This window comes from Ideonella lacteola (genome assembly GCF_038066555.1).
GTDB lineage: Bacteria > Pseudomonadota > Gammaproteobacteria > Burkholderiales > Burkholderiaceae_C > Ideonella > Ideonella lacteola.
The window spans coordinates 632034-657793 of record NZ_JBBUTG010000001.1; the positions used below are offsets into that span (position 1 = coordinate 632034).

A 25760-nucleotide genomic window follows, 5' to 3' on the forward strand; every position below is an offset into this window, starting at 1 on the left:
GCCATCCATCGCGGCGCAGACCGCGGCTCCACAACATACAACGCCCGCCATGCACTCCAGCCTGTACCTGTTCGACCTGAGCCGCCACGCGGTGCCCCTGCCCACGTCAGCGAAGGATCTGGAGGCGCTGCAGCAGGTGCTGCAAGACAAGCCCGATGGGAAGAATCTTCGCTTCATCGAGTTCGCGCTGCGCTTCGAGGACAAGTTTCCTGTGCCGGCGGGCGAGGGCGCATCGCGCGGGCTGCTCGCTCGCGCCAGCGCGGTTCGCCGTGCGGCGTGGCAGTTGGACCTGCCGTCCACCAACACGCAGCGCGCTTACCACGTGGCGGTGGAGATCGCGGGGAGCTTGGGGCTGATCGCCTACGACCCCGAGTTGGGCGTCGGCTTTCTGCCCGGGGGGCGGGTGATTCCCGCCGAATTCGGGCAGCCCGACCCTGGCGAATCGCCGCCCAACGACATGCTGAGCGGCGAGGACGAGGTGATGGCCGTGCTCGCGCCCGCGCTCGCCGAAGCCATGGCTTCGCATGGCTTTGCGCTGCAGCCGGAGGCGCCTACGCCGGTGCGCACCATCACGCTCACCCGCACGCTGGGGCCGGTACGCCAGCAGCTCGTCGTCCAGCTGATGCGCTACGAGAGGCTTGACCTGGTGTTCAGCGTCCACCACGAGGCGTGCACCGCGGTGCACGCGGCGGCACAAACCCACCCTCGGTTTTGGCCCGACGCCCTGCGCCTGAACCTGGCGTTCTTTGCGCCGGGGCCGGACGCCTCGCACCACTGGGGCCTCGACCACCGCAGCAGGCTCCCCGGCTTGCTGGCCATGGTGCGCGACAAGCTGCTGCCGCTGGCTGAGCTGAGCCGCGACCTTGCGGGGCTGGACCAACTGCTCAACGACAACAGCGGCGCCGCCATCCGCACGCCCTACAAGACCTGCTACTCATGGCAGGGCCGCCCCCAGGGTTCGGACGGCTCGTGCACGCTGCAAGAGCGGTTGCTGGAGCCCTCGGCGCGGCTGGTGGTGGCCCAGCTGAACGGCAACCCGGCGGCGCCCCGCGTGGCCGAGCAGCTGGACGCGCATTACGCGCATGTGCCGCAGGCGAGCGATCGCGAGGCGTGGTCAAGGCTGCGCGGGGCGCTGGCATCGTCCCCGCCACTGGCTCACTGGCCCAGCCCCGAGGCCTATCGTGCGGCCCAGCGACCCGTGCCGCCCTCGCTGCTGCACCAGGACATCGACCCTCGCGGCCGGCGTTGCCACCACTGGGAAGTCACGACGGAACTGCACCAGACCCTCATCAAGGAGCCCGCGCAGTTCTGGAGCCGGTTCGCGGGCGACGACGGCCCAGCCGAATTGCAGCGGATGTGGCTTGAGAAGGCCGCCACCCTGCCGGCGGCCGAGCGCGTCGAGCCCGGTGGCCTGGCCTGCAGGGTGATCCAGATGGCCGGCATCGAGGTGCTGATGCTGGAGTTCCCGGCCATCCTGGGCCTGGACGAATGCGCCGTGCTGGCCCTGGTGCGCACCGGCGATGAATACCGGCAGTGCCGCATGGTCCACCACCATGCGCTGGAGGACGGCGAGATCCAGGTCGTGATGGCATTCCAGGCGGAGAAGAACGCGATCACGCAGCGACGGTTGCCGCATCTATTGAGCCCGCACGCGTTCCTGGACTTTGTGCGCGAGACGTGGGCATGACGACAGGGCGGGTGAGCAAGAGCACGGACAGCGCGGGTGAGCATGAGCACGACTTGGCGAGTCTCGCTGCATCGGGTGGTGTTCTCTCACAAGCGTCCCGCTGATGAGAATAGTGCTCGTCCAGCCATGATGGATGTATGCGCGGAGCCTGGCCCCGATGCGTTGGCTATGCTTGGCGCGTCCGGCGGCTTGAGGTCGTCAGATGGCAACGGTAGGGCCACCAACTCGGCAGCTGCGTTGTCGGAAGGCGGCGCATCGAGCCAGTTTCTGGCGCAGAAAACGGGGGTTTGAATGGCAGGCGTTCCGGCTACGGTTGATGAATACATCGCGGCTTTCGCGCCCGATGTGCAGGCCGTGCTCCGCGCCGTGCGCACCGCGGCGCGGCAGGCCGCGCCAGGGGCTGAAGAACGGATCAGCTACCGCATGCCGGCGCTGTACCAGCAGGGCGTGCTGGTCTACTTCGGCGCCTTCAAGCACCACCTGGGCCTGTTTCCGCCGGTGGATGAGCCCGGGCTGCTGGCCCGGGTGGCGCCGTATGCGGGGCCCAAGGGCAATCTGCAGTTCCCTTACAGCCAGCCGCTACCGCTCGATCTGATCACGGACATCGTGCAGGCGCGGGCCCGCGCCAACGCGGCCAAGGCCCACGCCAAGCCCCGGGCCAAGCCCGCTCAGCACAGGGGCTCGGCCTGACGGCACCGCGACCCGGGCACGACCGCGCATACTCCCACCATGGCCAACCCCCACGCACGCCCTGGTGAGCCCATTGATGTTCAGCCGCTGGGGCTGCCGCCGCACTCTGCCTCGGCCCTGGTCACCATCGTTTTGCCGGGCAGGGGTTCAGTGTGAGTGGCAGGCTGCCTCCCTTACGCACCGCCGGTTTGGCCTTGCACACCGCAGGCGTTGATGCCCATGGCCCGGCGGCGCTGCAGCGGCCGGCCACCGGCCGCCCTCCGGGCTCGGCGCGCTCGGTCGATGAGAGCCCGCGGCAGCTCGCGCAGCGCCGGCAGATTCAGGCTGCATTGGGCCCGACCAGCTCTGTGCAGGCTCAGGCCCCCATCCAACGTGCGATCAAGGGGGAACGCACTTTCGCCAATGGCATCCTCTCGATCGACATGGAGCCGGGCCACCGTCTCGACAGTGGTGAGTCCTACGGGGAAGAGGGGCTGATTCGGTTTGAGCCCAACGCGCAGGGGCCGCGCGCCGATGTGATCGAGCTTGTCCAAACGGTGGCGGTGACGGGCAAGGGCAAGGACGTCCAATGGACGGAAGAAGAAGCCATCCGTGAAGTCTGGAAGGCCGGTGACAAACGATTCGTAGACCAGAAAGGCGAGGGCGCCAGCATCCGGGGCTACGCATCGCAGGGCCCCGTCTCACCTGCCTACAACGCCTCGATACGCAGAGAAAAGGGAGAGAACGTAGCGGGGGCAGAGCGCCACAAGGACAAAGGCAAATACCGCACCGTCAACGTCGAGCCCGGTCATCGGACGGAACGCTCAGCAAAGCCCGTTGAACTGTGGGACCACCCCAGCGCCACTGAGCCCAGGAGCTACAGCTTCGAAACCGGTGTCCTGGCCCAGGTGGGAGACCAGCAAGCCGACTGGGGTTCGGTGCGCTGGTCGTTCAGAACCGTATTGAAGCCCCCATCGAGCTCGACCGGGTCGCCAACGTGGAGCGTCGCTGACGAAAATCTTTCATTTGACGAAAAGCCTTCTGAAAACCACGTGGCAGCGGTGCGCCGCTTTGACGAGGTGATGGGGAACACCGGCTTGATCAGCCCCGAGTCGATCAACGCGGCAAGGGATCTCTTCAGCGACCCGAAGAGTCGTGAAAAGGGGCGGGCTGCGATTCAGGCCATCACGAGCAAGGTGCGGGAGTACCAAGCGAAGCTCCCGGTTGGCAAAGACGGGGCAGCCTGGCATGGCAGGCTTGATGAGATTGCAAAAGGCCTTGCGACGCACATTGCCAACATCGAAGCCCCGACATCCCCCAAGGACGACCTCTGGGCGAACTCAACTTCGAGCCTGCCTCAGATCCCAAGCAACGGCGACACGCGGGACGAGGCCGACGAGCAAGTCGAAGTGCCCGATAGTTGGGAAGATATCGACCTCGAAGCTGTAGAAGAGCTAAAAATTTAGACCTCGCCGCCGTTGGCCGTCATTGATCTTGGTGACGACCTCTATCGCTCAGCGTCTCTTGGCGAACCCATCAGCCAGATCGTGATCGCGGCTGCAAAAGCACGTTTGGCGAGCCCGGCTGCATCGGCCGCCAGCCGGGGTGCACGGCTTTCGTGAATGTCGGCGCCGCACCCCCCACACCCGACACATTGGCCACTGGTGCGTCGACGGTCTGGTGCCTTCGGTGACTGGGCCAGGGTTGGCGCCCAAGAGTCTCCTGGGGGAAGCGCAAGCGGGCCGGCGGCGTCGGGCAGCCCAGGCCCGATTGCGCCGACGACACCGGCCCCGGCACATCCGCCGCGGTGTCCATGTCCGGATGTTGACCGAATCTGCGTTGGAGGGGGCAGGTCGGCGTGCAGGTTGCTTTGCACCGCGCCGGCTCATCACCTTCCTTCCTCATTCAACCGGAGTCTCCTCATGACCTGCATCCTTCGTACCTTCACCCGAGTTCTGGCGCACGTCGGGCTCTTGGGCCTGGGCTTCGCGGCCGGCCCGGCGCTCGCCGCGCTGGACACCCAGCCGCCCACGCTCACCAGCTTTTCGGTCAGCGGCAGTGTGGACGCCAGCCGCACCGGCCAGTCTGTGACGGTGAAGCTGGGCGCCAGCGACAACCTGTCGGGCGTCTACTACTACATCATCGAGATGCATTCGCCCACTGGCACCGTCATCCGTCAAGAGGGCTACAACGCCAGTGCGAGCAAGCGCTTCAGCAGCCCGGTGGTGATCGGTTTTCCGCGCCACATGAACATCGAGTTCAGCGAGCAGTTCGGGCGGTGGTCTGAGCCGGGCACGTGGTCGGTGCAATCGGTGGACGTGCGCGATCTGGCCGGCAATGCGCGCTTGTATGACCACGCGGCGCTGGCGGCGCTGGGCAACACCGACTTCACCGTCAGCAATGCCCAGCCGGACGCGGTGCCGCCCAGCCTCATTTCTGGCGCGGTGGACACGCCGGTGCTGTCGCTCTCTACACCGCCCGCGGGCCTGCCCGCCGGTGCCAGCCCGTTGGCCATCGTCTCGGTCACCGCTCAGGACACGGGCTCGCCCGCCACCTCGGGGCTGGACGTCTATTCGGCCCAGTTCTGCAAGCTGCCGTTCAATGGCACGGAATGCGCCGATGGCTTCGGCGTGATGGGCACCACCGGCACGCCGGCCAAGGCGGCCACGGCGCTGAAAATGAGCGGCCGTCTGGTGCGGGCCGACGGCTCCCCGGTAACGCCAGGCACCTATCTGCTGTGGGTGTTGACGCTGCAAGACGTGGCCGGCAACGCCAGCGCCTTGGTCTCCACCGCGCTGGGCGGCACCACCGACCTCGACACACTGTTCGGCGGCAACAGCAGCATCACCGTGCTGCCCTGAACGGGCGGTCATCGGCAAGGGGATGCGTCTCGCGTCCTCTTGCGTGCTCCTGCGTCCTTCTGCGTCTTCCTGCCGGCTCGGTCGCCGACGTTCTTGAGTGAGGCGCTTGAGTGAGGCACGTGAGTGGGGCGCGTGACGAGCGTGGGGCGAGTGAGTGGAGAATGGCCTTTTGCACCGCCCCTGGTCGGCCAGACAAGCTGTCCCGATTCACCGCTGGTGCCGTCCAACCGCTCATGACCGACATTCAATACACGACCCTGCCGCCGTGGCCCAGCGCCTATCCGGCCAGCGGCGCCAGCGCCACCCTGAAACTCGTCAACGAAGATTTCGTGGTGACCGAGCTGCCGCTGCAGCTGCCCTCGGGTGAGGGCGAACACATTTGGCTTGACGTCGAGAAGAACGGTGCCAACACCGCCTTCGTGGCCCAGCAGCTGGCCGAGGCAGCCGGCGTGCAGGAAAGAGACGTGGGCTATGCCGGCCTCAAAGACCGCTACGCCATCACCCGCCAGTGGTTCAGCATCTATCTGCCAAAGGGTGAGACGCCTGACTTGACCCAGCTTCAGCACCCCGAATTCAAGGTGCTGAGCCAGAGCCGCCACGTGAAGAAGCTGCGCCCTGGTGATCTGCAAGGCAACCGGTTCCGCATCGTGTTGCGTGATGTGGCTGGCGACCGAAATGCGATCGAGGCCAATCTCCAGGCGGTGGCGTCACAAGGCGTGCCCAACTACTTCGGCGCGCAGCGGTTCGGGCATGACGGCGGCAACGTCGAGCAGGGCAGGGCCATGCTGGCGCGCGAGATTCGCGTGCGCAACCCGAAGAAGAAGGGCATCTACCTGTCGGCGGTGCGCTCCTTTGTCTTCAATGAAGTGCTGGCCTTGCGGATTCAGCAGGGGCTCTGGGGCCAAACCCTGCCCGGTGACGTGATGGACGATTCCGGCCGTCCCACCGGGCCACTCTGGGGCCGCGGCCGCGTGACGACCACCGATCAGGCGCAGGCGCTCGAAAACGGTGTGGCCGAACGCCATGCCACCTTGTGCAACGGCATGGAACACGCCGGTCTGGATCAAGAGCGCCGCCCCTTGGTGGCACGCCCGGCCGACATGTCATGGGAATGGCCGCAAGCCGATCAACTCGTGCTCACGTTCTCATTGCTCGCCGGCCATTACGCCACCTCGGTGCTGAACGAGATCCTGCGCACCACCGAGCCCGAACGGCGCACCGAGTACGAGGTGGCGGCGGCCGAATGATGGCCTGCGCAGCTCGCGGCTGAACGGAACAGGCGCGAGCTCTACCGTGCCCTCAGCGCGGCCAGCACCTTCTCGTTCGCCGTGCCCGTCAGGTACTCGCCCAGCCGTGCTGGCGGTACGAGCAGCACTGCTTGCGATTCCCAGCCCATGTTCGCCGGGCTGCCGCCCACGCGGCGGGCCAGGTAGTAGCGGGTTCGAGTGCGGGTTCGATTGAAGTCGCCGATGAAGCCGGTGATGGCCACGCGCAGGCCGGATTCTTCGAAGGCCTCTTTGATCGCGGTGGCCTGCAGCGTCATGCCGTCTGCCCGGCCTTTGGGGATGACATAGGCGCCGCCGAAGGCATTGGTGGGGGCGCAGATCCACACACGGCCGTCAGCTTCCCGGATGACGACGCCTGCTGCGGCGTCGAGGTGCCCCAAGGTTTCGAAGGGCGGCTCGTCCAGATCGGCTTGCCCTTCCACGGCTTCCCAGGCCGCCTCGGTGGGCGGCGCATCGCCCCACGGCGCAAAGGGTATGCCATGCAACTCGGCGGGTAGGGCACTGTGGGGCGTGGCCACCGCCACGCTGTCGTGTCGTGCCCAGCAGGCCATGTCGGAAGGCTGGTGGGGTTGGTGGATGGGCACGCGCTGGCCCTTGGTGTTGGGCTGTGGGTGCCAGGCCTTCGGCGAGGGGCTTGAAGCCGGGTTCGGCATGGGTGCTGCGGGTTCCTGGGTGGGTGGTTGGGAGTGGGGGGAGAGGCCGGCGATCGGTGGCCAGATTCTCCTGCGCATCGGGTTGCCAGCCGCGCCTCAGGGCAACACCCCACTTCTTCTTGGCATTCGGTATAGGCCCATGGAAATCCTGGATCACCTGGGCAGCCCGATCAGCCGGACACTCGGGCCCAGAGCTGTCCGTCCGACGGCTGGCTTGGCCCTGCCTCATCGCAGGGGCCATTCTGCCGGCCGCTCCATGAATTGAAGACGGTTCTCACCCATGAGGGGGGCGAGAACACGATCTGAACAACGCGGGCGAGAAGCAGCCTGTCACCGGTCTGGCCGGCGCGCCGGGTGACCGGATGACGACTGAAGAGGGGCAACCAGCGCAGCGCCTGTGAACCGGGCGCTGTCGCCTATCCACATACAGGTTGAATCAGAGGAGAGCATTCATGTTCGTTCGTTCACCGGCGGCCAAGCGCACGCCGATGGCTTTGGCCGTGGCCACGTTGGCCCTTTGCAGCACCCAGGCGTTCTGGGGCACTGCCGCGCATGCGGCCGGCAGCAACCCCCGCGATTGGGCGGTGGTGGCGGGGCCGGCCCGTTTCGAGGTGTTGACACCCCGCCTGGTGCGCACCGAATACGCGGGCGACAAGCAGTTCGTCAATGCGGGCACCTTCAACGTGGTGGGCCGCAACAAGTTCGACAAGCCCAAGTTCACGTCTGAAACCGTGGATGGCTGGCTCACCATCACCACCTCGGCCATGGTGCTGAAGTACAAGGTGGGCTCGGGTGCCTTCAATGCCCAGAACCTGGTGGTGCAGTTGATCGGCGATCAGCCGGTCACCGCGGCGCCTTGGCAGCGCATCGAATGCGGCCTGGGCAACCTCTGCGAGGCCGAGCAGACGGCCCTGACAGGCGACGGTGTGGCCGCCGACCACACCGGCTACACGGGCGATGGCTTCGCGGCTGGCTTCACCAATGTGGAAGACGGCCTGACCGTGGACGTGAACGTGCCGAGCGCCGGCACCTATTCGTTCCAGGCTCGTTACGCCAATGGCCTGGCGGGCGACAACCAGCACGTGCAGCGCAGCCTCACCGTGGCGGTGGCCGGCGGCAACGCACAAACCCTCGCGCTGCCCATCACCGCCGACTGGAACACCTGGGCCGTGGCGAGCAACCAGGTGCAGCTCAGCGCGGGCAAGAACACCTTGCGCCTGTATCACGCCGCCGGCGATTCCGGCAATGTGAACATCGACAGCCTGGCCGTGGTGCCGCTGGGCGGGGGCTATCCAGACACGTCGACACGCCAGGCGCTGGAGTGCGCCTTCGGCAGCGTGTGCGAGGCCGAAAACGGCAAGCTGGCCGGTTCCGCCACGCCGATGAAAGACCACGCCGGATTCGCTGGTCGCAGCTTCGTGGCCGAGCTGAACCAGGGCGCGAGCATCACCACCCGCATCATCAATGTGCCAGCCGATGGCACCTACACGCTGCAGGTGCGATACGCCAACAGCACCGGCGGCGATGGCCTGAACCAGACCCGCACGGTGCGCGTCAGCGCCAACGGCGTGGCCGCCAACCTCAACCTGCCGGTGACGGGCAACTGGGACACCTGGAAGACCGGTCAGGTCGACATCGCGTTGAAGGCTGGCACGAACGACCTGTTGCTGAGCTGCCCCGATGCCGCCAGCTGCCACGTCAATGCCGACACGATCGCCGTCACGCCCCTGGGCACGCCCACACTGACGCCGCACGTTGCGCTGGGGGGCTACCGCCGCAGCGTCGACGGGGTGGACGGCGTGGCCCCCATCACACCGGGCCTGCTGTACCGGGATGGCTGGTATCTGCTGGACGACACGCCCTCGGCGCTGTACGACACGCAGACGGGCAAGCTGACGGCGCGCCGGACGACGAACCAGGCCTACCAGGATGGCTATGTGTTCGCGTACGGCAGCAACTACAAGAAGGCACTGGGCGACCTGGCCACGCTCACCGGCCCCTCGATGCTGCTGCCGCGCTGGGCCTACGGGGTCTGGTATTCCGAGTACTACGACCGCACCGCAGCCGACTACCAGAACACCATCATCCCGCGCTTCCGCTCCGAAGGCGTGCCGATCGACGTGCTGGTCACCGATACCGATTTCAAGGCGCCCAACACCTGGAACGGCTGGGAGATCGACACCCGCAAGTTCCCCGATCCGAAGGGCTACTTCAATTGGCTGCACAGCCAGGGCATCTTCACCACCTTCAACATCCACTCGTCGATCGTCGGCTCTGACCCGCAATTCGCCCAGGCCCAGGCCACGGCGAAGGGCAAGCTCACGAAGACCAGCTTCTGTGGCTGGCCGTCGAGCCAGGATCCTGCCGGTTGCTACGGCTTCGATTGGGCCGACCCCGACCAGCTCGCTGCCTACATGGGCCTGCACCAGACGATGGAGCAGCAGGGGGTGGACTTCTGGTGGCTGGATCTGTGCTGCGACGGCGCACAGACCCGCCGGCGCGATGTGACCTCGGACGCGTGGATCAACCAGCAGTACGCGACCGATGCCAACAAGCAGATCAGCCGAGGCTTCGCGTTCTCGCGCGCGTTCGGCGTGAGCCCGGGCAACAACCAGCCCAACGAGCCGACCGGGCCCTGGGCCGACAAACGCACCACGGTGCATTTCACCGGCGATTCCACTTCGAGCTGGCGGATGCTGGCGGCCGAGGTGGGCTACACGCCGGCCGAATCGGCATCCACCGGCTTGTCGGCGGTGAGCCACGACATCGGCGGCTTCAACAACGCGGGCGACCAGACCACCGGCGCCGAGCCGGGCAGCACGCGCATGTCAGACGACATGTACGCCCGCTGGGTGCAACTGGGCACCTTCCAGCCGATTCTGCGTCTGCACGGCAACCACAGCGATCGGCTGCCATGGCAGTACGGCCCGGCCGGCAAGGCCTCGTCGATCAAGTTCCTGCGCTTGCGTGAGCAGCTTGTGCCGACGACCTATTCGCTGGCTTGGAAGGCCACCAAGACGGGGGTGCCGGTGGTTCGCGCCATGTACCTGGAGTACCCGACGACCGAGGCCGCCTACACGACCGCCTGGTCGCAGTACTTCTACGGCCCCGATCTGTTGGTGGCCCCGGCGGTGACGGCGGGCAACTCCACCAGCACATCGGTGTGGTTCCCTTCGGGGCGGTGGACGGACTACTTCTCCGGCGCCACCTACAGCGGCGGCGGCAGCCAGAGCATCACCACCGACCTGAACGCCATGCCGGTGTTCTTGAAGGAGGGCGGCATGCTCGTCACCCGCAGTGACAACGCGCCCAACGATGTCCAGAACCCGATGAAGGCCCTGACCGTCACCGTGGCCACGGGCGCCAAGGGCAAGTTCACCTTGTACGAGGACGATGGCAAGAACCCCGACCTCAAGCAAAGCGCCACCACCGCGATGGCCTACGACGAGGCCGGCGGCGACCACACCGTGACGATCAAGCCGGCGAGCGGCAGCTTTACTGGCCAGGTGCAGCAACGCAGCTGGAGTGTGGCCTTCATGAATGCCGCTGCGCCCAGCGCCGTGTTGATCGACGGCGTGGCCGCCCCGAACGGCAGCTGGGCCTACGACGCAGGCCTGCGGCGCCTGACGGTGCAGGTGGCCCAGCGCTCCGTGCAAGCCAAGACGACGGTGAGCTACCGCTGATCGGCAGAGCGGGGGCTGGCGGTACCGCCGGCCCCCCGCCTGTTGACCCACATGTTGGCCCCCAGCCGGTCTGATGCCAGGCCGGTCGGCGGGCTCATTCGCCGCACACCTGCGCGCCGGGCATGAACTCGCGCACCTCTTGATCGCATCGGCAGGCGGCCGCGATCTTGGCCCCCCAGGCCAAGGCCTCGGCGGGGCCTGCCACCTCCACGATGGTGAGCCCCCCGATGAATTCGGCCCGCTGGGACCTGGGGCCGACACGCACCTGCCCGTTCGGGGCCACCACGCGCGTGTCCTGCGGCTCTCCCACCCCACCGGCAAAGACCAGCACGCCCGCCTCGCTGGCTTGGCGCACCACGGCACGGGCAGCTTCGCCCACGGCCGGCAACTCGTCATCGGGCACGTTCATGTCCCCGTAGTTGAACGAAATCAGATAGCGCGGCAAGGGAGCCTCCTTTTCGGTGGAATGGGCCAGTCACACCAGGTCACGACGATTGGCGAGGCTCGGGATCGACAGGTAGGCCGCGGTCGCCCGACGGGCGGGCGGGGCCGGATGCGCAGACGCCGAGGCGCTGTCAAAATCCCACGCCGAGGGCATTGACGATCCCAGCCTGGAGGGGGCCATGAGCCGAGAAATAGGCGAACTGGAAGTTCAACAGTTGGCGCGCGATTTGCGCCGCGACGAAGAGGCCAAGCGCGCCTTGAATGCAGGCCCTGGCCGTTGGGCTTATGGCTGGCTGGCCGTCGCCTGCGGCTTGCTCATCCAGTTCCTGGCCAGCCTTTGGAAGGGCCTGCCTGAGTACGCTGGCATCGCCTTGGCCACGCTGCTGTGTCATTTGGCAGGGCTTCGAACTGCACGCCACCCGGCGAAGGGTCGACGCCATCGTGCACCTTTTGCGCCTTCCTTCTGACGGCGATGCCTGATCCGCAGGCTGGCCCCGCAGAGGGCGGCTCGCCAAGAGGCTGAACAACACCCCATGATCGTTCCCGATTTCTGGGCCGAGGCGCGCCGGCAGCACCGTGCGCAGGGCCGGCAGATCACCGTGCGGCGCTTTGGCTGGTCCACCGTCAGTGCGCAAGATGCCGCGGCCATGGCCGAGCGCCGTGCCGACGAGGCCTTGAGCCGCCTGTTGGCCGGCGAAAAGCTGCCACGACGCGAACCGAAGGTGCCCTACAACGGCGCGGCGGGTGTGCCGATTCGAGAAGAGGTGCTGGAACGGCACGGCGAGGATGTGATCACGCGCAATGCCTATGGTGCGCGCTGCCTGAACACGCCCGATGCCCTGTTTGCCGACGTCGATTTCGCATTGCCGCCGGCGCGCTGGCCCTTCATCGCGGCGCTGACCGTGTTGGCCGTGCTGTCGGTGGCAGTGGGTGCGGCGCGGGGCAGCAGCGGGCTCGTGGTGGGGTTGCTGGTGGTCTCGCTGATCCTGGCCGCGCCGCTGGCGACCCTGGCGCGCCGGTTGGGCGTGGCCAGCCTGGGCGGCGCCGAGGCGGTGGCTCGGCGGCGACTGGCCCGCTTCTTGGCGGCGCACCCCGAGTGGAATGTGCGTGTGTACCGCACACCAGCCGGCCTTCGCCTGCTGGCCACCCACCGCCCCTGTGCACCCGGTGATGCCGAGGTGGCGCAGTTCTTTGATGCGGTGGGCACCGACCCGGTCTATGTGCGCATGTGCCTCAACCAGCACTGCTTTCGTGCCCGCCTCACCGCCAAGCCCTGGCGCATCGGCATGCCCGGCCGCATGAGGCCGCGGCCCGGTGTGTGGCCCGTGTCCCCCGAGCGCGCGCCGATTCGCGCACAGTGGGTGGCCGAGTACGAGGCGCTGGCCGCCCAGTACTCATCGTGCCGCTTCATCGAAGCCGCTGGCTCCGGCACCATCCACCCCCGCATCGCCGAGGTGGTGGCCCTGCACGACCGCGAGTGCCGTTCTCACGGCCCGACCGCGGCGATGGCGTAGACGCAGAGCGCCGGTGGCGGGCCGCGTGATGATTCAGGTGTAGGCTGCAGGCCGCTTCGCACTTCATGGGCGACCCAGCCATGCCTCACCTCGTTCTTCTTGGCGACTCGGTCTTCGACAACGGCGCCTACACCTCGGGCGGGCCCGCCGTCATCGAGCAGGTCTCTTCCGCGCTGCCGCCCGGCTGGGCCGCGTCGTTGTGCGCGGTCGATGGCTCCACCACCGAAGACATCGAGGCGCAATTGGCCCAATTGCCTGAGACTGCCACCCATCTGGTGCTGAGTGTCGGCGGCAACAACGCGCTCTTGCGGGCGGATGTACTTCAGACCCCGGTGGCCTCAAGCGGCGAGGCCTTGCTGCTTCTGGGGCAGGCTGCGGCCGATTTCGAGGCCAGCTACCGACGCATGTTGGCTGCCTGCCTGACCCATGGTCTGCCCTTGGTGGTGTGCACCGTCTATCACGGCAACTTCCCCGAGCCGAGCTATCAGGCCTGCGTTGCCGTGGCGCTGTGTGCGTTCAACGACGCCATCATCCGAGTGGCCTCTGAGCACGGATTGAAGGTCATCGATCTGCGGAGGATCTGCACGCAACCCGTCGACTACGCCAACCCCATTGAGCCTTCTTCGGCCGGCGGCTCGAAGATCGCATCGGCCATCGCCAAGGCGGTGACGGAGCAGACCCCTACGCTGCGTGGGGCCTGCGTCGTTGCAGGTTAGCCGAGCTGCCCCTCAAGCTGACAGTGCCGCGGGCAGTAGCGGGCTGATCTTGGAGTCGCCGTAGGTGCGCAGCACCTGTGAGATGACCACCTGGTAGCCCGCCAGCCAACTGGCCTGCGAAGCTTTGGCCTCACGATGCAGTGGGTGCTGCACCAACTGCTGCAGGGCCTCCAGCGATTCCCAGTAGTACACGTTGGAGACCAGCCCGGTTTGCGTGTTCTCCCAGGTTTCTTCGCCCAGATAGCCTGGTATCGCCCTGGCCATGGCGGCGATCTCCTGATCGAGCCGGTGAAACGCCTCGTCGAAATGACCCTTGGCGAAGATGAAGGTGGACGAGTACATGGTCGAGGTGAATGTGGTGGAGGGCGGTGCCGTGCGGCGACATCGGCGGCCAAGGCGGCGCAGTGTCGCAGAGCGGAGCGTCTGGTGTTGACGGTGTAGGCTACGAACCCGCACCCCATTGGATACCGGCTGAATCTCGCCCGCCAACCGCATGCCCGCCCACAACGCTGCGCCCCTTGCGCCCGATGTCATTCATGTTCCCAGCTTCTTGCCGGCGCACGCGGCGCTCTTCGAGCATCTGAGCGCGACGGTGCAGTGGGACGAACGGCTGCGGGCACGCAAGACGGCGAGCTTCGGCGTGTCGTATGACTACTCCGGGATGACCTATCCGCAGACGGAGATGCCCGAGCCGCTGCGACTCATCGCGCAGCAGTTGAAGCAGGTGCTGGGCTTCGAGCCGAACAATTGCTTGCTGAACTACTACCCGGACGGTGAGGCGTCGATGGGCTTTCATTCCGATTCGAGCGAGGAACTGGCAGAAGGCACGGGCGTGGCCATCGTGTCCCTCGGCAGCCCGCGAGAACTGGTGTTTCGCCTCAAGGCTGACCGCTCCCATCAAACGGGTTATGTGCTGGAGCCTGGCTCGCTCGTCTACATGACGAAAGAACTGCAGAGCGAATGGCTTCATGCCATTCCCAAGGCGCCCGAAGCAGGGCCGAGAATCAGCCTGACGTTCCGGCATCTCATCAAGGCGGCCTTGTAGCGGATGACGCCGCGCATCCTGATGTCAACTTACGAAAGCCGACCCGTTGCTGACTACTACCAGGCCTTGTTTGAATCCCGGGGGCACAAGCAGCTCTATTGGGTTGAAACGCCGGCCGGCTCGAGGGCGGGCCCTTGAGCTGTCATTCCAAAGGTTTGCTGCGATGATCTTGCAACGTGTCGCTGCCAGCGGAGCGGGTATGGCCTTGGCCTCTGCCTTGGCCCTGACCAGCGCCTGCGCGGGCCCGCCAACGGTCAAAGTTCAAGGGGGACATGTGGACACCTACACCGTGACAGTGGCTGCCGGTGCGCCCGCCGTGGTGGCCGAAGAGGGGTTGACCTTGTCGGTGCTGGCGGTCAATGACAGCCGTTGCCCGGTGGAGGTGCGGTGCATTTGGGCCGGGCATGCCGAAATCAGGCTCAAGGTCGACCAGAAGGGCTCGTCGGCCGAACTGTCGATCGGCACCCCTGCACCGGCGGCCATGAACCTGGCGGCGGACGCGACCTACGGCCGCTATCGTTTCGTGCTTCAAAGTCTGGAGCCCGCCAAGTCGCTGGCGAACCCGCCGGCTTTGGCGGACTACCGGGCCACGGTCCAGATCGAGAAGCGGTAGCCGCTGCGGCTTCCACGCTGTTGACTCCGTCGGGAAAGGATGGCCTTGTCCATGCAAACTGTCATTCCGCAACTGCGCATCACCAACGCCCGCCGCAGCCTGCAGTTCTATGTGGACGGCCTGGGCTTCGTCGTCGATTGGGAACATCAGTTCGAGCCCGGGTTCCCCTTGTTCATGCAGCTGACGCGCAGCGGCCAGACCCTCTTTCTCACCGAGCACCGGGGCGATTGTGAGGTGGGCGGCGCGGTCTACTTCATCGTCCCCGATGTCGACCAGTGCCACGCCGAGTTCAGCGGCCGCGGCATCTCTGCCGCCAAGCCGCCTGAAGACACGCCGTGGGAGACACGTGAAATGCTGCTGATCGATCCGGACGGCAACCGCCTGCGCTTCGCGAGCAGCGCCGCGGGCGATGACGACTGACGGCTGGCCGCCTACGCGTGCCTACCGGCGGACCGGTGAGGGGCCGGTCGTGCGGTAGTGTGGGCTGAGGCCCACCGTCTGGCCCACGATCAGCAGGCCGGGCCGCGGCCCGTGCGCGGGGGCCATGTGCGCCAGGGCGGCGAGGCCCGTGGCCAGCACCTCTTCGGTGGCGCGGGTTCCGTCTCGCACGATGGCCGCAGGCGTTTGTTCAGGCATGCCATGGGCCATGAGCTGGGTGGCGATGTGCGCCACGCGTTCGACCCCCATGTAGAAGACGAGGGTCTGCCCAGGGCGGGCGAGCGAGGCCCAGTCGAGGTCGGCGCTCCGGTCAGCCAGGTGGCCGGGCAGCAGGGTGCACGTTCGCGCGAGGTCGCGGTGGGTCAACGGGATGCCGGCGACCGCGGCGCAGCCATTGGCCGCGCTGATGCCGGGCACCACTTCGCAGGCGATGCCGGCGGCCTGCATGGCCTGCACCTCTTCGCCGCCGCGCCCGAAGATGTGCGGATCGCCACCCTTGAGCCTCACGACGCAGCGCCCGGCGCGTGCATGCTCGACCAACACGGCGTGAATCTGCTCCTGTGGCATCACATGCCGGCCGGATGCCTTGCCGACGTAGATCCTCTGCGCGGCCTGCGGCAACAGCGCCATCACCTCGTCGCCCACCAGGCGGTCATGGACGACCACCTCGGCGCGCTGGATCCGATCGAGTGCGCGCAGGCTGAGCAGGTCCGCCGGGCCGGGGCCGGCCCCGACGATGTAGACGATGCCGTGCCGCGCATCGCGCTGAAAGCCGGGTGCGGGGGGCATCATTCAGACGGGCACGGCGCCTCGGCCTCCAGGCCTGGCCCGCGATGGAAGACGAGATCCTCGACGACGCGGCCGCGCACGAAGTGCTCTTCGATGATGCGGTCCATGTTCGCCGAGGTGACGTCGTAGTACCAAACGCCGTCGGGCTGCACGCACATCACCGGCCCGCCCTTGCAGGCGGCAAAGCAATTCACGCGGCTTCGCTTGACGCGCAGCTCGCCGTCGTTCACCCCGGCGGCCTTGAACTTGTCGCCCAGGCTGTCGAACAGCGCTTGCGAGGCGTTGTCTTGCGTGCAACGGGGGCCGGTGCACACCAGCAGGTGTCGGCGGTAGGCGCCGATCTTCGGCTTCTCGGTGCTCATGCGCCGGTTTCCTCATGTTCCAGTGGAGCCTCTTGCGCGACGGCGGGCGGCGGTTCGGCCAGCGTGGCTGCGATGTAGGAGGCCGGCAGGTCGTAGCGCTCGGCCAGCGTGGCGATGCTGTCGCCCGAGGCGTGGGCGATGGCCAGCGCATCCAGCCAACCGAGCAGGCCGGTCGAGAGCGAGCGGCCGGCCTTCTCGCCCGCATGGGCGTCGTGGCTGTCCATGTCGTACTTGTTGGCGTAGCCGCGGGGCGTGACCATCAGGCCGTGGCGCACGAAGGTGTGGCTGTTGCCGATGAGCACCGTGGTCAGCATGCCGATGTCGGCCTCGCTCATCTGGGCGAGGGTGGTGAACTCGATGCGTTCGCGGCGCCGGTAGGCCGATTTGACGATGGCCACGGGCGTGTCCGGCCGACGGTGGCTCAGGAACAGGCGCTGGGCCTCGACGATCTGGCGCGTGCGCCGGCCGCTCTTCGGGTTGTAGAGCGCGACCACGAAGTCCGCCGCTGCCACGGCGTTCAGCCGCCGGGCGATCACCGGCCAGGGTGTCAGCAGGTCAGACAGCGAGATGGCGCAGAAGTCATGCGTCAGTGGCGCACCGACGCGGGCCGCGCAACTGTTCAGGGCCGAGGCACCGGGCACGATCTCTACTTCCACGCCGCACTCGGGCGTCCAGCCGGCCTGGAACAACACCTCGTAGGTGGGCCCGGCCATGCCGTAGACGCCGGCGTCGCCCGACGAGATGAGGGCCACCCTGCGGCCGGCCCGCGCGGCCTCCAGCGCGCTGACGGCCCGGTCGAGCTCTTCCGTCATCGACTTGCGGATGATCTCCTTGCCTTCGAGCAGGTCTTGCACCAGCTTGATGTAGGTGACGTACCCGATCACGGTGTCTGCTTCGGCGATGGCGGCGCGCGCGCGCTGCGTCATGTGCTCGACGCTCCCGGGGCCGATGCCCACCAGCATGATCTTGCCGGCGCTCACAGTGCACGCTCCATCGCGGGTGTCAGCGTCGCACCGCCCAACGTTCCAGGGCGGGTCAACGGGCGCACCCAACGCGCTACGGCCACGGCGGACAAGGCGCCGAGTGCCAGCCAGTACAGCGCCGTGGCCAGCGCCGTGGCCCAGATGAACTGGGCCCACAGCAGGTGCATCTGCACGGCGGCATCGCCGCTGAAGGCCGCCAGGGCGTCGCCGTCGGGCTGCGGGGCCCCCACGGCGAAGGGCAGCGCGAGCAGCACCGCGCCGATGCCGCGCCATGCCCACACGTGGCGGCGTGCCAGCAGCCAGGCGGCCAGGCCGGCGCCAGAACAGACCACGCAGAGCAGCCACCATGCCTGACGAGAGCGCAATTCGGCGGCCTCCATGCCCGGTAGCTCAGGCGGCAGCCCGATGCCCGGCAGCGCAAAGGTGGCGAGCCACGCGCAAGCGCCCCACGCGAGGCCGGTCTTCCACGACGCTGCCGTGCCGCCGCGCGAACGATCCCACAGCGCGAGCATCGGGATCATCAGCAAGGCATAGCCCGTGGCCGCCAGGATGTTGGCCACGATCGTCCACACCGTGCGCTCCAGGCCGTCGGCGGGTTGCCATTCGTCGGCGTCGTGGCTGTGCGTGTGGGTGTGCTCGTGCGCACCGGCGTCTTCGTGTACGTGGATGCTTTCGTGTGGTCGCTCGTGCGTGTGCTCGTGCGCCGCGGCCGGGGCAGGGGCTGCATCGTGGTGCGATGCGTGCGGTGGCGCCGCCGGGGACGCCGCGGATTCATGCACCTCGGCCGCCGCGATCAGCGGCACCACCTGCAAGCGCTGCAGCGCCGCATGCAGCAAGCCGCTGGCCACACCGACCAGCAGCGCGCAAAGAAACAAGCGTCTGAACAGCATGTGGGCTGCCTCCGTTTCTCTCAGTGGCTTCAATCAGTGGCAGGGACGCCCGTTGGCGTGGCGCACATCGTGCGCTGCGTTGTGGGCCACCGGTGAGGCGCTGAACTCGACGCCGTAGACCATCACGGCGCCCAGCAGCAGGGCCGCTGCGATCTGGGTGAACAGGCTGCCCGTGCGGGCCGGCGCCAGGCTGCCGAGGGAGGTGGGATGTGCGTTCATGGGGTCTCCGGGTTCAGGGGTGGGTTGGATGGGTGGGTTGAATGGGGGGCTCAAGGGGTGGGTCGGGACATCGGAGCGATCGACACGGTGGCGTGGCGGCCATCCGTGCCTCGCCACTTGAATTTCTCGACGAGGAGCGTCTGGCTCGATGCGGCGAGCAGGGCCGCGGCTTCAGACACCGAGGGCGTGCCCATGAAGCGCCGCACCGTCTCAGAAGGGTTGGGCACGGGCACCTGGGCCAGGCGGGTGGCGCTGTAGAAGTGGAGCGGCAGGCCTCGCCTTTCGGCCAGTTGCAAGAAGGCAGGCTCGTCGGCCTTCATGTCGATGCTGGCGAGCACGGCGACCTGGGCTGGCGCCAGGCCGACGCTGGCCAGCGCCCGCTCCAGGGCCGATTCCACCGTCTCCAGCGGTGTGCCGCGATCACAGCCCAACCCGACGGCGAGGGGGAAGGCGGCGGGGAAGGTGGCAGAGGCGACGGCGGTCATGCGCTGGCCTCCTGCGGAGGGCGGTAGACGACCAGCCGCTCGCTCAGCGATTGCCAACGCGCTTCGTCGACCTTGGCGTGGGTGATCCACAAAACGGCCTTGAACCGATCGAGGTCGACGTCGTCGAATCGATCGAAGCGCTGGATGCTGGCGGGCAACGGGGTCGGCCGCGTCCACCAGTTCGGGCTGCCGGCCTCTTGCACCACGGCCACCGGGTCGCCATTGACGACATGAGCCGACACGCGCGTGATGTTGAGCTTCGGTGCTTCCACCTTCCAACCGAGCTCGCGGCCGAGGATGTCGACGGGGATGGTCTTGCCCACGTCCGACGCGGTGGTCAACACGGCCGTGGCCGGCAGCAGCGCAGCGATTCTCTCGGCCCATGCGTTGGCGCCGCCCACATGCCCCGACAGCACCGGGATGACGAACTGGCCGGCATCGTCGATGACGATCACGCCCGGGTCTTCGTCTTTGCTGCGCAGGTGGGGTGCGATCAGCCGCACCACGGCACCCAGCGACACGAAGAAGACGATCTGGTCGTGGGCGCCGAACAGGGCGCCGATCTCGTCTTTGAAGGCGCCGGTGTAGATCTGCACCGGGTTGTCCAGGCCGGCCATGGCGTCGGCGAACTTCGCGGCGACACAGAGGCTGGTTTGCGGCAGCAGGCGCGCCAGTGCGGCCGCCTGTTGCGCGCCGTGGCGGGTGATGGCGACGAGGACAACACGAGTGCCCTCGTCATCCGCAACGTCGAAGGGGGTGTTCATGCGGTGGAGGCCTCCAGTGGCGGTGATGACTTCTTCTTGCAGCCTTTGAGGCGCTCGCCACGCCGGCGCTGCGGGTTCTTCACCAGCATCAGCGACAGGTAATTGACGGTCGTCCCGCGAAGCGTGAGCACGTCGCGCACCACGCGCTCTTCCGGCGATCCGGCCTTTTCAACAAAGCAGGCGTGCGTCAGCAGGCCGCGGCGTTCGAGCAGATCGACCAAGTCGTCGATCAGCGGCTTCACCTTCATCAACACGAGCGTGTCGAAGTCGTCGAGCAGGCGCTCGACCATCTCGATGCCATAGGCGGCCGGCACGATGGCAACGGTGTCGTCTTGTTCAGCGAAGGGCAGGCCCAGCCGAGCGCATGAAGCGTGGAACGAGGTGACCCCCGGCACCACGTCTACGGCGATGCGATCGTCTAGCGCGCGCAGCGTGCGCGCGAGGTGGCCGAAGGTGGCGTAGGTCGAGGCGTCGCCCTCGACGAGGAACAGCACGTCGCGCCCGGCCTGCAGCACGGGCAGCACCGCCTCGGCGGCGCGCAGCCAATGGCGCGTAAGCTTCTCGACATCGTGCGTCATCGGGAACAGCAGCGCCTGATGCTGCGCGGCCACGGCCAGGCCGCTGCGCTGCGCGATGCCCAGTGCGTAGCTTTCGGTTTTGGTCGAGCGCACCGGGTAAGTCCAGAGGGTGTCGGTGCGCTGCATCAAGGCCCAGGCGCGGCGGGTGATCAACTCTGGGTCGCCCGGGCCCAGTGAGACGCCGATCAGGCGGCCGAGGGGATGAGCGGGCTCACGCATCGCCATGCTCCGGCTTGGCTGAGTCGGCTCGATCGGCCGAATCGGCAACCTGGCCAGAGCCGGGTTGCGCGCAGACGATCCACACCGGGTTCTCAGCGGCCATCCGGTGCATGTGCAGGATGGGCTTGCTGCGCGCGGCCTGCAACTGCAGCACATCCCAATGCGCGCCGGCGGTCTTCAAGGCCTCGACGGCGGCAGCCAGGTTCTCGATCGTCACGAAGTTCATCACCAGCCAGCCGCCCGGCCTCAAGCGAGAGAGCACGAGGCCGATCAGCTCAGCCAATTCGCCGCCGGAGCCGCCGATGAACACGGCATCCGGGTCCGCCCAGGCCGCCAGGCCCGCCGGGGCTTTGTCGTGCACCAGCGTGTAGTTGTGCACCCCCATTGAGCGGCGGTTGCGGCGGGCGATGGCCGCGTCGTCGGCGTTCTTCTCGATCGCGTAGACGTGCCCGTCGCGGCACAGTCGCGCGGCCTCGAGCCCGACGGCACCTGAGCCGGCGCCGATGTCCCAGACTACGCTGTCGGCACGCAGCTGCAATCGGGCGAGTGACACGGCGCGCACCTCGTTCTTGGTGATCAGCCCCTTCTCTGGAAAGCGCTGCTCGAAGCCCGCGTCAGGCTGGCCGAACAGCACGGGCGGGCGGGAGCGCTCGGTGCGCCACAGCAGTACGACATTCGGCTCGGCGAACCGCATCTCGGCCAGCCGGACCGGGTGGTGGCCGGTGACGATGCGTTCGTCATCGCGGCACAGGTGCTCCGCCACGGCGACCTGGAAGGTGTCGCCCATGCCCTCGGCCAGCAGCATGCGGGCGATGCGATCGGGTGAGTTGTCGGGGCTCGTCAGCACCGCCAGCCGGTCGTGGCAGGCGGCGGCTTGCAGCAGCGCATACAGGCCATGGCGCGCATCGGCGCCTTCCACCCATTCGCCGGCGTCTCGGCTGTGCACCGAGACGATGGCCATGTCCTGCCAGGGCATGCACAGCCGCGCGCAGGCCAGCTGGATCGTCGAGAGGTTGGGGATGACCTCCAGCGCCTCGATGCACAGGCGCGAGGCGAGGTAGGCCGCCACGCCGTGGCACAGGGGGTCGCCCGTGGCCAGCACCACGCAGTGCAGCCCGTCGGCCTGGGCTTCTCGCACCCAGGTGGGTACCTGTGACATCGCCCCCGTGAGATCGCGGCGAATCGCACCAGGGCGCAGATGGGGGTCCACCAGCTGCAGCGTTCGGGTGCCACCGATCACGCAGTCGGCACTGGCCAGGTGGGCGAGGGCGGTGGCGCCGAGGCTGGCCGCACCGTCATCCAGCACGCCGATGACTTGGCAGCGCCGGCCGGTGAACCGTTCGACTTCTTCGTTCATGATGCTTCTGCCAGCTTGCGACCGTCGAAGTCACACACCAGCACCTTCAGTTGGAACTTGGTCGGGTAGCGCTCGGTGACCGTGTGCCACACGCGCTGAGCGAGCGCCTCGTGGAACTCGCGCACCAGGCCCAGGTCGGCGACGCGCTCGCTGGCGTAGCGGGCCGTCTCGGCCTGGCGTATGTCGTTGCATACATCTGGCGGTACGCCGATGCCGGCGCACAGATCGGCCAGCAAGCCGGTGTCCACCTCGGCGCGGCCGGCGTGGGTGATGGTTTCGCCTTGCGCGATCTTGGTCAGCTTGCCCACCATGCCGCCGATCACCACGCGGGGCAGCCCGGCCTTCACCGCGGCGCCGAGCGCATAGCGAAGGAAGTCGCCCATCTGCACGAAGCACGCCTGGGGCAGCTCGGGCATCTCCTCCATCACGAACTTTTCGGTGCGGCCGCCCGTGGTGAGCACCACGACGCCCGCACCGGTGGTGGCGGCCACGTGCACGCCCTGCACCACGCTGGCCCGAAAGGCGGCGGTGGAGTAGGGCTTGACGATGCCGGTGGTGCCGAGGATCGAGATGCCCCCCAGGATGCCGAGCCGCGCGTTGAGCGTCTTCTTCGCCATCTCAAGGCCCTGCGGCACCGAGATCGTGACTTCGAAGCCCGCATCGTCGAGCAGCGCGTTGCCGGCCAGCCGCACGTTGTGTTCGATGTTGCGCCGCGGCACCGGGTTGATCGCCGGCCCACCCACGGCCAGGCCCAGGCCCGGCATGGTGACGGTGCCCACGCCGAACCCGCCTTGCAGCAGCACCTGCCCGGGCAGATCGTGCCGCAGGCGCACATCGGCGGTGAGGTGGGCCTTGTCGGTGCAGTCCGGGTCGTCGCCTGCATCCTTGATCACCATGGCATGCGCCACCACGCCGTCGGTGCGGCCGTCGTGTACGGCGAAGTCGACGAGCTGGCCGTTCGGCAGCTGGCACTCGACCGTGCCCGGCACCTCGCCGTGAACGAGGCCGAGCACCGCCGCGCGAGCAGCCGCGGCCGAGCACGCGCCAGTGGTGAAGCCGGTGCGGGTGCCACGTTGGCCGGTGGGCTCTGTCATCGGCGAGGGGCTAGCTCGCCAGCGCGCGTTCGCGCGCCTGGGCCTCGGCCAGCCCCAGCAGGGCGTGGATCGCCGCCACCACGAGGGTGGAGCCGCCCTTGCGACCGCGGATCACGATCCATGGCACTTCGCGCAGCGTGGCCGCCAGATCCTTGGATTCGGCCGCTGACACGAAGCCCACCGGCATGCCGACGATGAGCGCCGGCCGCGCGCCTTCTTCGCGGATCAGGCGCACCACTTCGATCAGCGCGGTGGGCGCGTTGCCGATGCCGACGATCGCGCCATCCAGCAGGCCGCCGCGGTGCGCCTTGCGCATGGCCTGCACGGCGCGTGTCGTGTTCTCGGCCTGGGCCGCGGCGATGACATCGGCATCGCTGATGAACTGGTGCGTGGTGAGGCCGAAGTGCGCCAGCCGGGGGGCCGAAAGGCCCACGCAGATCATCTCGACATCGGCCACGACGCGCGAGCGCTGACCGAGGATCGCCGACATGGCCGCGGCGATGGCGCCCTCGTGAAATTCGGTGAGCCCGTTGAAGTCGAAGTCGGCGTTGGCGTGGATCATGCGGCGCACGACCTGCCACTGGGCGTCGTCGTAGGTGTGCGGGCCGGCTTCCTGGTCGATGACGGCGAACGAGTCGTGCTCGATGGCTCGGCCCGCCGCCGTCAACTGCTCGGTGACGGTGTTGAGGCTGCTCATGCCAGGCTCGGCGCCGTGGGGGCCGAGGCGTGGGTGTGCTCGTGGGAATGGCCGTGGCCCAGGTCGTGTGCGATTTCCCGGAACTTGCAGCCGTCGCAGGGCAGCCGCGACTGCGGCGCGCCCGACTGCAGCTCGAGCACGCGTTGCTCCATCAGCTCGAAGATTTCGCGCTCGTGCCCGAAGTGGGCGGTGCTGGCGAATCGGATCGTCGGGTACTGAACTCGCAGGTGCTCGACCTGGCGGGTAATGCGCTGCACCAGCGTGCCGGTGTAGAGGTAGTACGGCAGCACGACGATCTGCTTCATGCCCAGCAGCGCCTGCCGCTGAGCGACGCGTTCGAGGCGTGGATAGGTGATGCCGGTGAAGGCCAGGTCCACCAGTTCGTGCTGCGTTTCTTCTTGCAGCCATCGCGCCATCTTGGCCATCTCTCCGTTGGCTTGCCGGTCGGACGAGCCCCGGCCCAACAGCACCACGCCGGTGGTCGTGGGGTCGGGCATGTCCAGCTCGGCCATCGCTTGCGCCAGCCGGCGCTTGAGGATGGCGAGGATGGGATCGCAAGCGGTGAGGTGCGGGCCGTAGAGAAACTCGGTGCCCGGCGCATGCTCGCGGGCGTGCTCGATGGCCTCGGGGATTTCCATCTTCACGTGGCCGGCCGCATTCAGGATGAGCGGCAGCACCAGCACACGGCGCGAGTGGCTGGCCGCGCGAAGCAGGCCGTCGTGCAGGCCCGGGTCGGCGAATTCGATGAAGCAGACCTCGATCTGCCAGGCAGGTTGCCGCTGGCGCCATTGGGCCGCAAAGGCTTGGATTTCGTCGTTGCCTTCGCGCTCGCGCGAGCCGTGGCCGATCAGCAGGATGGTGTCTGTCATGTGGGTGTCTCCGAGGTGCGGCAGGGCGGCACCGAGGCACGCCGGAACCGATGGGTGAAGCGCGCGTCGTAGAGCTTCGACTTGGCGAGCTCGGGCCAGTGGCGGGCGCCGAGTGCGGGGCTCGCGATGATCATGGCCTGGCTCACGATGCGTTCTGCCCGGCAGCGCTGTGCGATGTCGGCGAGCGTGCCGCGCACGATCTTTTCTTCGCCAGGCCAGCTGGCCTTGTGGACGACGAGGATGGGCGCGTCCTCGGCCCAGCCCCCCGCCATCAACTCACGCACGACCTTGCCGAGCAGCGTGATCGAGAGAAAGACGCAGATCGTGCAGCCATGGCGCGCCAGGGCTTCGAGCGATTCACCTTCCGGCATGGGCGTGCGGCCGGCCACGCGGGTGAAGATCACCGTCTGCGTCAGCTCGGGCAGGGTGAAGCTCTCGACCGCCGCCGCGGCCGAGGCCATGGCCGATGACACGCCGGGCACGACGTGCACCGGCACGCCCGCCGCATCGAGTGGCTGCACGACCTCGATCAAGGTGCCGTACAGCGCCGGGTCGCCGGTTTGCAGGCGCACCACCGTGTCGTGCCGGCCGGCTTGCTCGATCAGCCAGGCGGCCATCTGCTCCAGCGTCATGTCTTTCGAGTCGGCGATGGTGCAGCCCTCGGGCGCCCAGCGCATCGCGGCCTCGTTGACGAGCGAGCCGGCAAACAGCACAGCGCCGGCGCGCGCGATCAGATCGCGACCCTTCACCGTGATGAGCTCGGGGTCGCCCGGGCCGGCGCCGACGAACCACACGGTGCCGGCTTGGGAAACGCAGTGGGGGCTGTCTGTGTGGGGCATGGGGTG

At 67.7% G+C, this 25760-nt stretch carries 28 protein-coding genes; 11 read left to right on the forward strand and 17 right to left on the reverse strand.

What is annotated here, in order from left to right; all coding sequences use genetic code 11:
- Nucleotides 1–49 precede the first annotated feature (49 nt).
- The 5 genes from AACH06_RS02675 (at nucleotide 50) to truD (ending at nucleotide 6464) form a co-directional block, all read left to right on the forward strand.
- Nucleotides 50–1687: a hypothetical protein gene (locus tag AACH06_RS02675; RefSeq protein WP_341424046.1), complete on the forward strand. Its 1638-nt coding sequence runs from the start codon at nucleotides 50–52 to the stop codon at nucleotides 1685–1687.
- Nucleotides 1688–1978: 291 nt separating this feature from the next.
- Nucleotides 1979–2377 (forward strand): iron chaperone, encoded by a 399-nt coding sequence (locus AACH06_RS02680; RefSeq protein ID WP_341424047.1) that lies wholly within the window; start codon nucleotides 1979–1981, stop codon nucleotides 2375–2377.
- A 188-nt stretch (nucleotides 2378–2565) separates the two neighbouring features.
- Nucleotides 2566–3822 carry a hypothetical protein gene (locus AACH06_RS02685; protein ID WP_341424049.1) on the forward strand — a complete coding sequence of 419 codons (1257 nt, stop codon included), beginning with the start codon at nucleotides 2566–2568 and terminating at the stop codon, nucleotides 3820–3822.
- A gap of 456 nt (nucleotides 3823–4278) precedes the next feature.
- Nucleotides 4279–5217: a hypothetical protein gene (locus tag AACH06_RS02690; RefSeq protein ID WP_341424050.1), complete on the forward strand. Its 939-nt coding sequence runs from the start codon at nucleotides 4279–4281 to the stop codon at nucleotides 5215–5217.
- Nucleotides 5218–5450: 233 nt separating this feature from the next.
- Entirely contained in the window at nucleotides 5451–6464 is a 1014-nt protein-coding gene (gene truD, locus AACH06_RS02695) for a tRNA pseudouridine(13) synthase TruD (RefSeq protein WP_341424051.1), read from the forward strand.
- Nucleotides 6465–6505: 41 nt separating this feature from the next.
- Here the strand turns inward: truD and AACH06_RS02700 are convergent, their stop codons facing one another.
- Nucleotides 6506–7156 (reverse strand): NUDIX hydrolase, encoded by a 651-nt coding sequence (locus AACH06_RS02700; protein WP_341424052.1) that lies wholly within the window; start codon nucleotides 7154–7156, stop codon nucleotides 6506–6508.
- Nucleotides 7157–7608: 452 nt separating this feature from the next.
- Between AACH06_RS02700 and AACH06_RS02705 the strand changes: the two genes are divergently transcribed.
- A complete protein-coding gene (locus tag AACH06_RS02705) occupies nucleotides 7609–10839 on the forward strand; it encodes a TIM-barrel domain-containing protein (protein ID WP_341424053.1) in 3231 nt (1076 codons plus the stop codon).
- A gap of 94 nt (nucleotides 10840–10933) precedes the next feature.
- On the opposite strand, the gene AACH06_RS02710 is transcribed toward AACH06_RS02705, so the two are convergent.
- Both AACH06_RS02710 and AACH06_RS02715 read right to left on the reverse strand, forming a co-directional pair.
- On the reverse strand, nucleotides 10934–11284 hold the full coding sequence (locus AACH06_RS02710; protein ID WP_341424054.1) for a YciI family protein: 351 nt from the start codon (nucleotides 11282–11284) through the stop codon (nucleotides 10934–10936).
- Between the two features lie 130 nt (nucleotides 11285–11414).
- Nucleotides 11415–11675 (reverse strand): hypothetical protein, encoded by a 261-nt coding sequence (locus AACH06_RS02715; RefSeq protein ID WP_341424055.1) that lies wholly within the window; start codon nucleotides 11673–11675, stop codon nucleotides 11415–11417.
- Nucleotides 11676–11816: 141 nt separating this feature from the next.
- Here AACH06_RS02715 and AACH06_RS02720 point away from each other — a divergent pair, with 141 nt between their 5' ends.
- Both AACH06_RS02720 and AACH06_RS02725 read left to right on the forward strand, forming a co-directional pair.
- Nucleotides 11817–12797, forward strand: coding sequence for a hypothetical protein (locus AACH06_RS02720; protein WP_341424056.1), 981 nt, complete (start codon nucleotides 11817–11819; stop codon nucleotides 12795–12797).
- A gap of 80 nt (nucleotides 12798–12877) precedes the next feature.
- Complete coding sequence (locus AACH06_RS02725) at nucleotides 12878–13513, forward strand: SGNH/GDSL hydrolase family protein (protein ID WP_341424057.1); 636 nt, start codon at nucleotides 12878–12880, stop codon at nucleotides 13511–13513.
- Between the two features lie 12 nt (nucleotides 13514–13525).
- On the opposite strand, the gene AACH06_RS02730 is transcribed toward AACH06_RS02725, so the two are convergent.
- Entirely contained in the window at nucleotides 13526–13855 is a 330-nt protein-coding gene (locus AACH06_RS02730) for an antibiotic biosynthesis monooxygenase family protein (RefSeq protein ID WP_341424058.1), read from the reverse strand.
- Nucleotides 13856–14063: 208 nt separating this feature from the next.
- On the opposite strand from AACH06_RS02730, the gene AACH06_RS02735 reads away from it, so the two are divergent.
- The 3 genes from AACH06_RS02735 (at nucleotide 14064) to AACH06_RS02745 (ending at nucleotide 15591) form a co-directional block, all read left to right on the forward strand.
- Complete coding sequence (locus AACH06_RS02735) at nucleotides 14064–14558, forward strand: alpha-ketoglutarate-dependent dioxygenase AlkB (protein ID WP_341424059.1); 495 nt, start codon at nucleotides 14064–14066, stop codon at nucleotides 14556–14558.
- 163 nt (nucleotides 14559–14721) lie between these two features.
- A complete protein-coding gene (locus AACH06_RS02740) occupies nucleotides 14722–15171 on the forward strand; it encodes a hypothetical protein (protein ID WP_341424060.1) in 450 nt (149 codons plus the stop codon).
- A 51-nt stretch (nucleotides 15172–15222) separates the two neighbouring features.
- Entirely contained in the window at nucleotides 15223–15591 is a 369-nt protein-coding gene (locus AACH06_RS02745; RefSeq protein ID WP_341424061.1) for a bleomycin resistance protein, read from the forward strand.
- 21 nt (nucleotides 15592–15612) lie between these two features.
- Here AACH06_RS02745 and cobA read toward each other — a convergent pair whose 3' ends face one another.
- The 13 genes from cobA to cobM are packed head-to-tail and all read right to left on the reverse strand — an operon-like array spanning nucleotide 15613 to nucleotide 25754.
- Nucleotides 15613–16398, reverse strand: coding sequence for a uroporphyrinogen-III C-methyltransferase (gene cobA / locus AACH06_RS02750; protein WP_341424062.1), 786 nt, complete (start codon nucleotides 16396–16398; stop codon nucleotides 15613–15615).
- Complete coding sequence (locus tag AACH06_RS02755) at nucleotides 16398–16760, reverse strand: (2Fe-2S) ferredoxin domain-containing protein (protein ID WP_341424064.1); 363 nt, start codon at nucleotides 16758–16760, stop codon at nucleotides 16398–16400. The genes cobA and AACH06_RS02755 overlap by 1 nt, the downstream gene beginning before the upstream one ends.
- Nucleotides 16757–17722 carry a precorrin-3B C(17)-methyltransferase gene (gene cobJ, locus AACH06_RS02760; RefSeq protein ID WP_341424228.1) on the reverse strand — a complete coding sequence of 322 codons (966 nt, stop codon included), beginning with the start codon at nucleotides 17720–17722 and terminating at the stop codon, nucleotides 16757–16759. The genes AACH06_RS02755 and cobJ overlap by 4 nt, the downstream gene beginning before the upstream one ends.
- 14 nt (nucleotides 17723–17736) lie before the next feature.
- Nucleotides 17737–18633: a CbtA family protein gene (locus AACH06_RS02765; RefSeq protein WP_341424065.1), complete on the reverse strand. Its 897-nt coding sequence runs from the start codon at nucleotides 18631–18633 to the stop codon at nucleotides 17737–17739.
- A gap of 33 nt (nucleotides 18634–18666) precedes the next feature.
- Nucleotides 18667–18852: a CbtB domain-containing protein gene (locus tag AACH06_RS02770; protein WP_341424066.1), complete on the reverse strand. Its 186-nt coding sequence runs from the start codon at nucleotides 18850–18852 to the stop codon at nucleotides 18667–18669.
- 50 nt (nucleotides 18853–18902) lie between these two features.
- Nucleotides 18903–19337 carry a cobalamin biosynthesis protein gene (locus AACH06_RS02775; RefSeq protein ID WP_341424067.1) on the reverse strand — a complete coding sequence of 145 codons (435 nt, stop codon included), beginning with the start codon at nucleotides 19335–19337 and terminating at the stop codon, nucleotides 18903–18905.
- Nucleotides 19334–20101 (reverse strand): cobalamin biosynthesis central domain-containing protein, encoded by a 768-nt coding sequence (locus tag AACH06_RS02780; RefSeq protein ID WP_341424068.1) that lies wholly within the window; start codon nucleotides 20099–20101, stop codon nucleotides 19334–19336. The genes AACH06_RS02775 and AACH06_RS02780 overlap by 4 nt, the downstream gene beginning before the upstream one ends.
- On the reverse strand, nucleotides 20098–20898 hold the full coding sequence (cobI, locus tag AACH06_RS02785) for a precorrin-2 C(20)-methyltransferase (RefSeq protein ID WP_341424069.1): 801 nt from the start codon (nucleotides 20896–20898) through the stop codon (nucleotides 20098–20100). Before cobI ends, AACH06_RS02780 begins: the two co-directional genes overlap by 4 nt.
- Nucleotides 20891–22255 carry a precorrin-6y C5,15-methyltransferase (decarboxylating) subunit CbiE gene (gene cbiE / locus AACH06_RS02790; RefSeq protein ID WP_341424070.1) on the reverse strand — a complete coding sequence of 455 codons (1365 nt, stop codon included), beginning with the start codon at nucleotides 22253–22255 and terminating at the stop codon, nucleotides 20891–20893. The genes cobI and cbiE overlap by 8 nt, the downstream gene beginning before the upstream one ends.
- Entirely contained in the window at nucleotides 22252–23349 is a 1098-nt protein-coding gene (locus tag AACH06_RS02795) for a cobalt-precorrin-5B (C(1))-methyltransferase (RefSeq protein WP_341424071.1), read from the reverse strand. The genes cbiE and AACH06_RS02795 overlap by 4 nt, the downstream gene beginning before the upstream one ends.
- A 10-nt stretch (nucleotides 23350–23359) precedes the next feature.
- Nucleotides 23360–24046 (reverse strand): precorrin-8X methylmutase, encoded by a 687-nt coding sequence (locus tag AACH06_RS02800; RefSeq protein ID WP_341424072.1) that lies wholly within the window; start codon nucleotides 24044–24046, stop codon nucleotides 23360–23362.
- On the reverse strand, nucleotides 24043–24915 hold the full coding sequence (locus AACH06_RS02805) for a sirohydrochlorin chelatase (RefSeq protein WP_341424073.1): 873 nt from the start codon (nucleotides 24913–24915) through the stop codon (nucleotides 24043–24045). Before AACH06_RS02805 ends, AACH06_RS02800 begins: the two co-directional genes overlap by 4 nt.
- Nucleotides 24912–25754 (reverse strand): precorrin-4 C(11)-methyltransferase, encoded by an 843-nt coding sequence (gene cobM / locus AACH06_RS02810; protein ID WP_341424074.1) that lies wholly within the window; start codon nucleotides 25752–25754, stop codon nucleotides 24912–24914. Before cobM ends, AACH06_RS02805 begins: the two co-directional genes overlap by 4 nt.
- Between the last annotated feature and the right edge of the window lie 6 nt (nucleotides 25755–25760).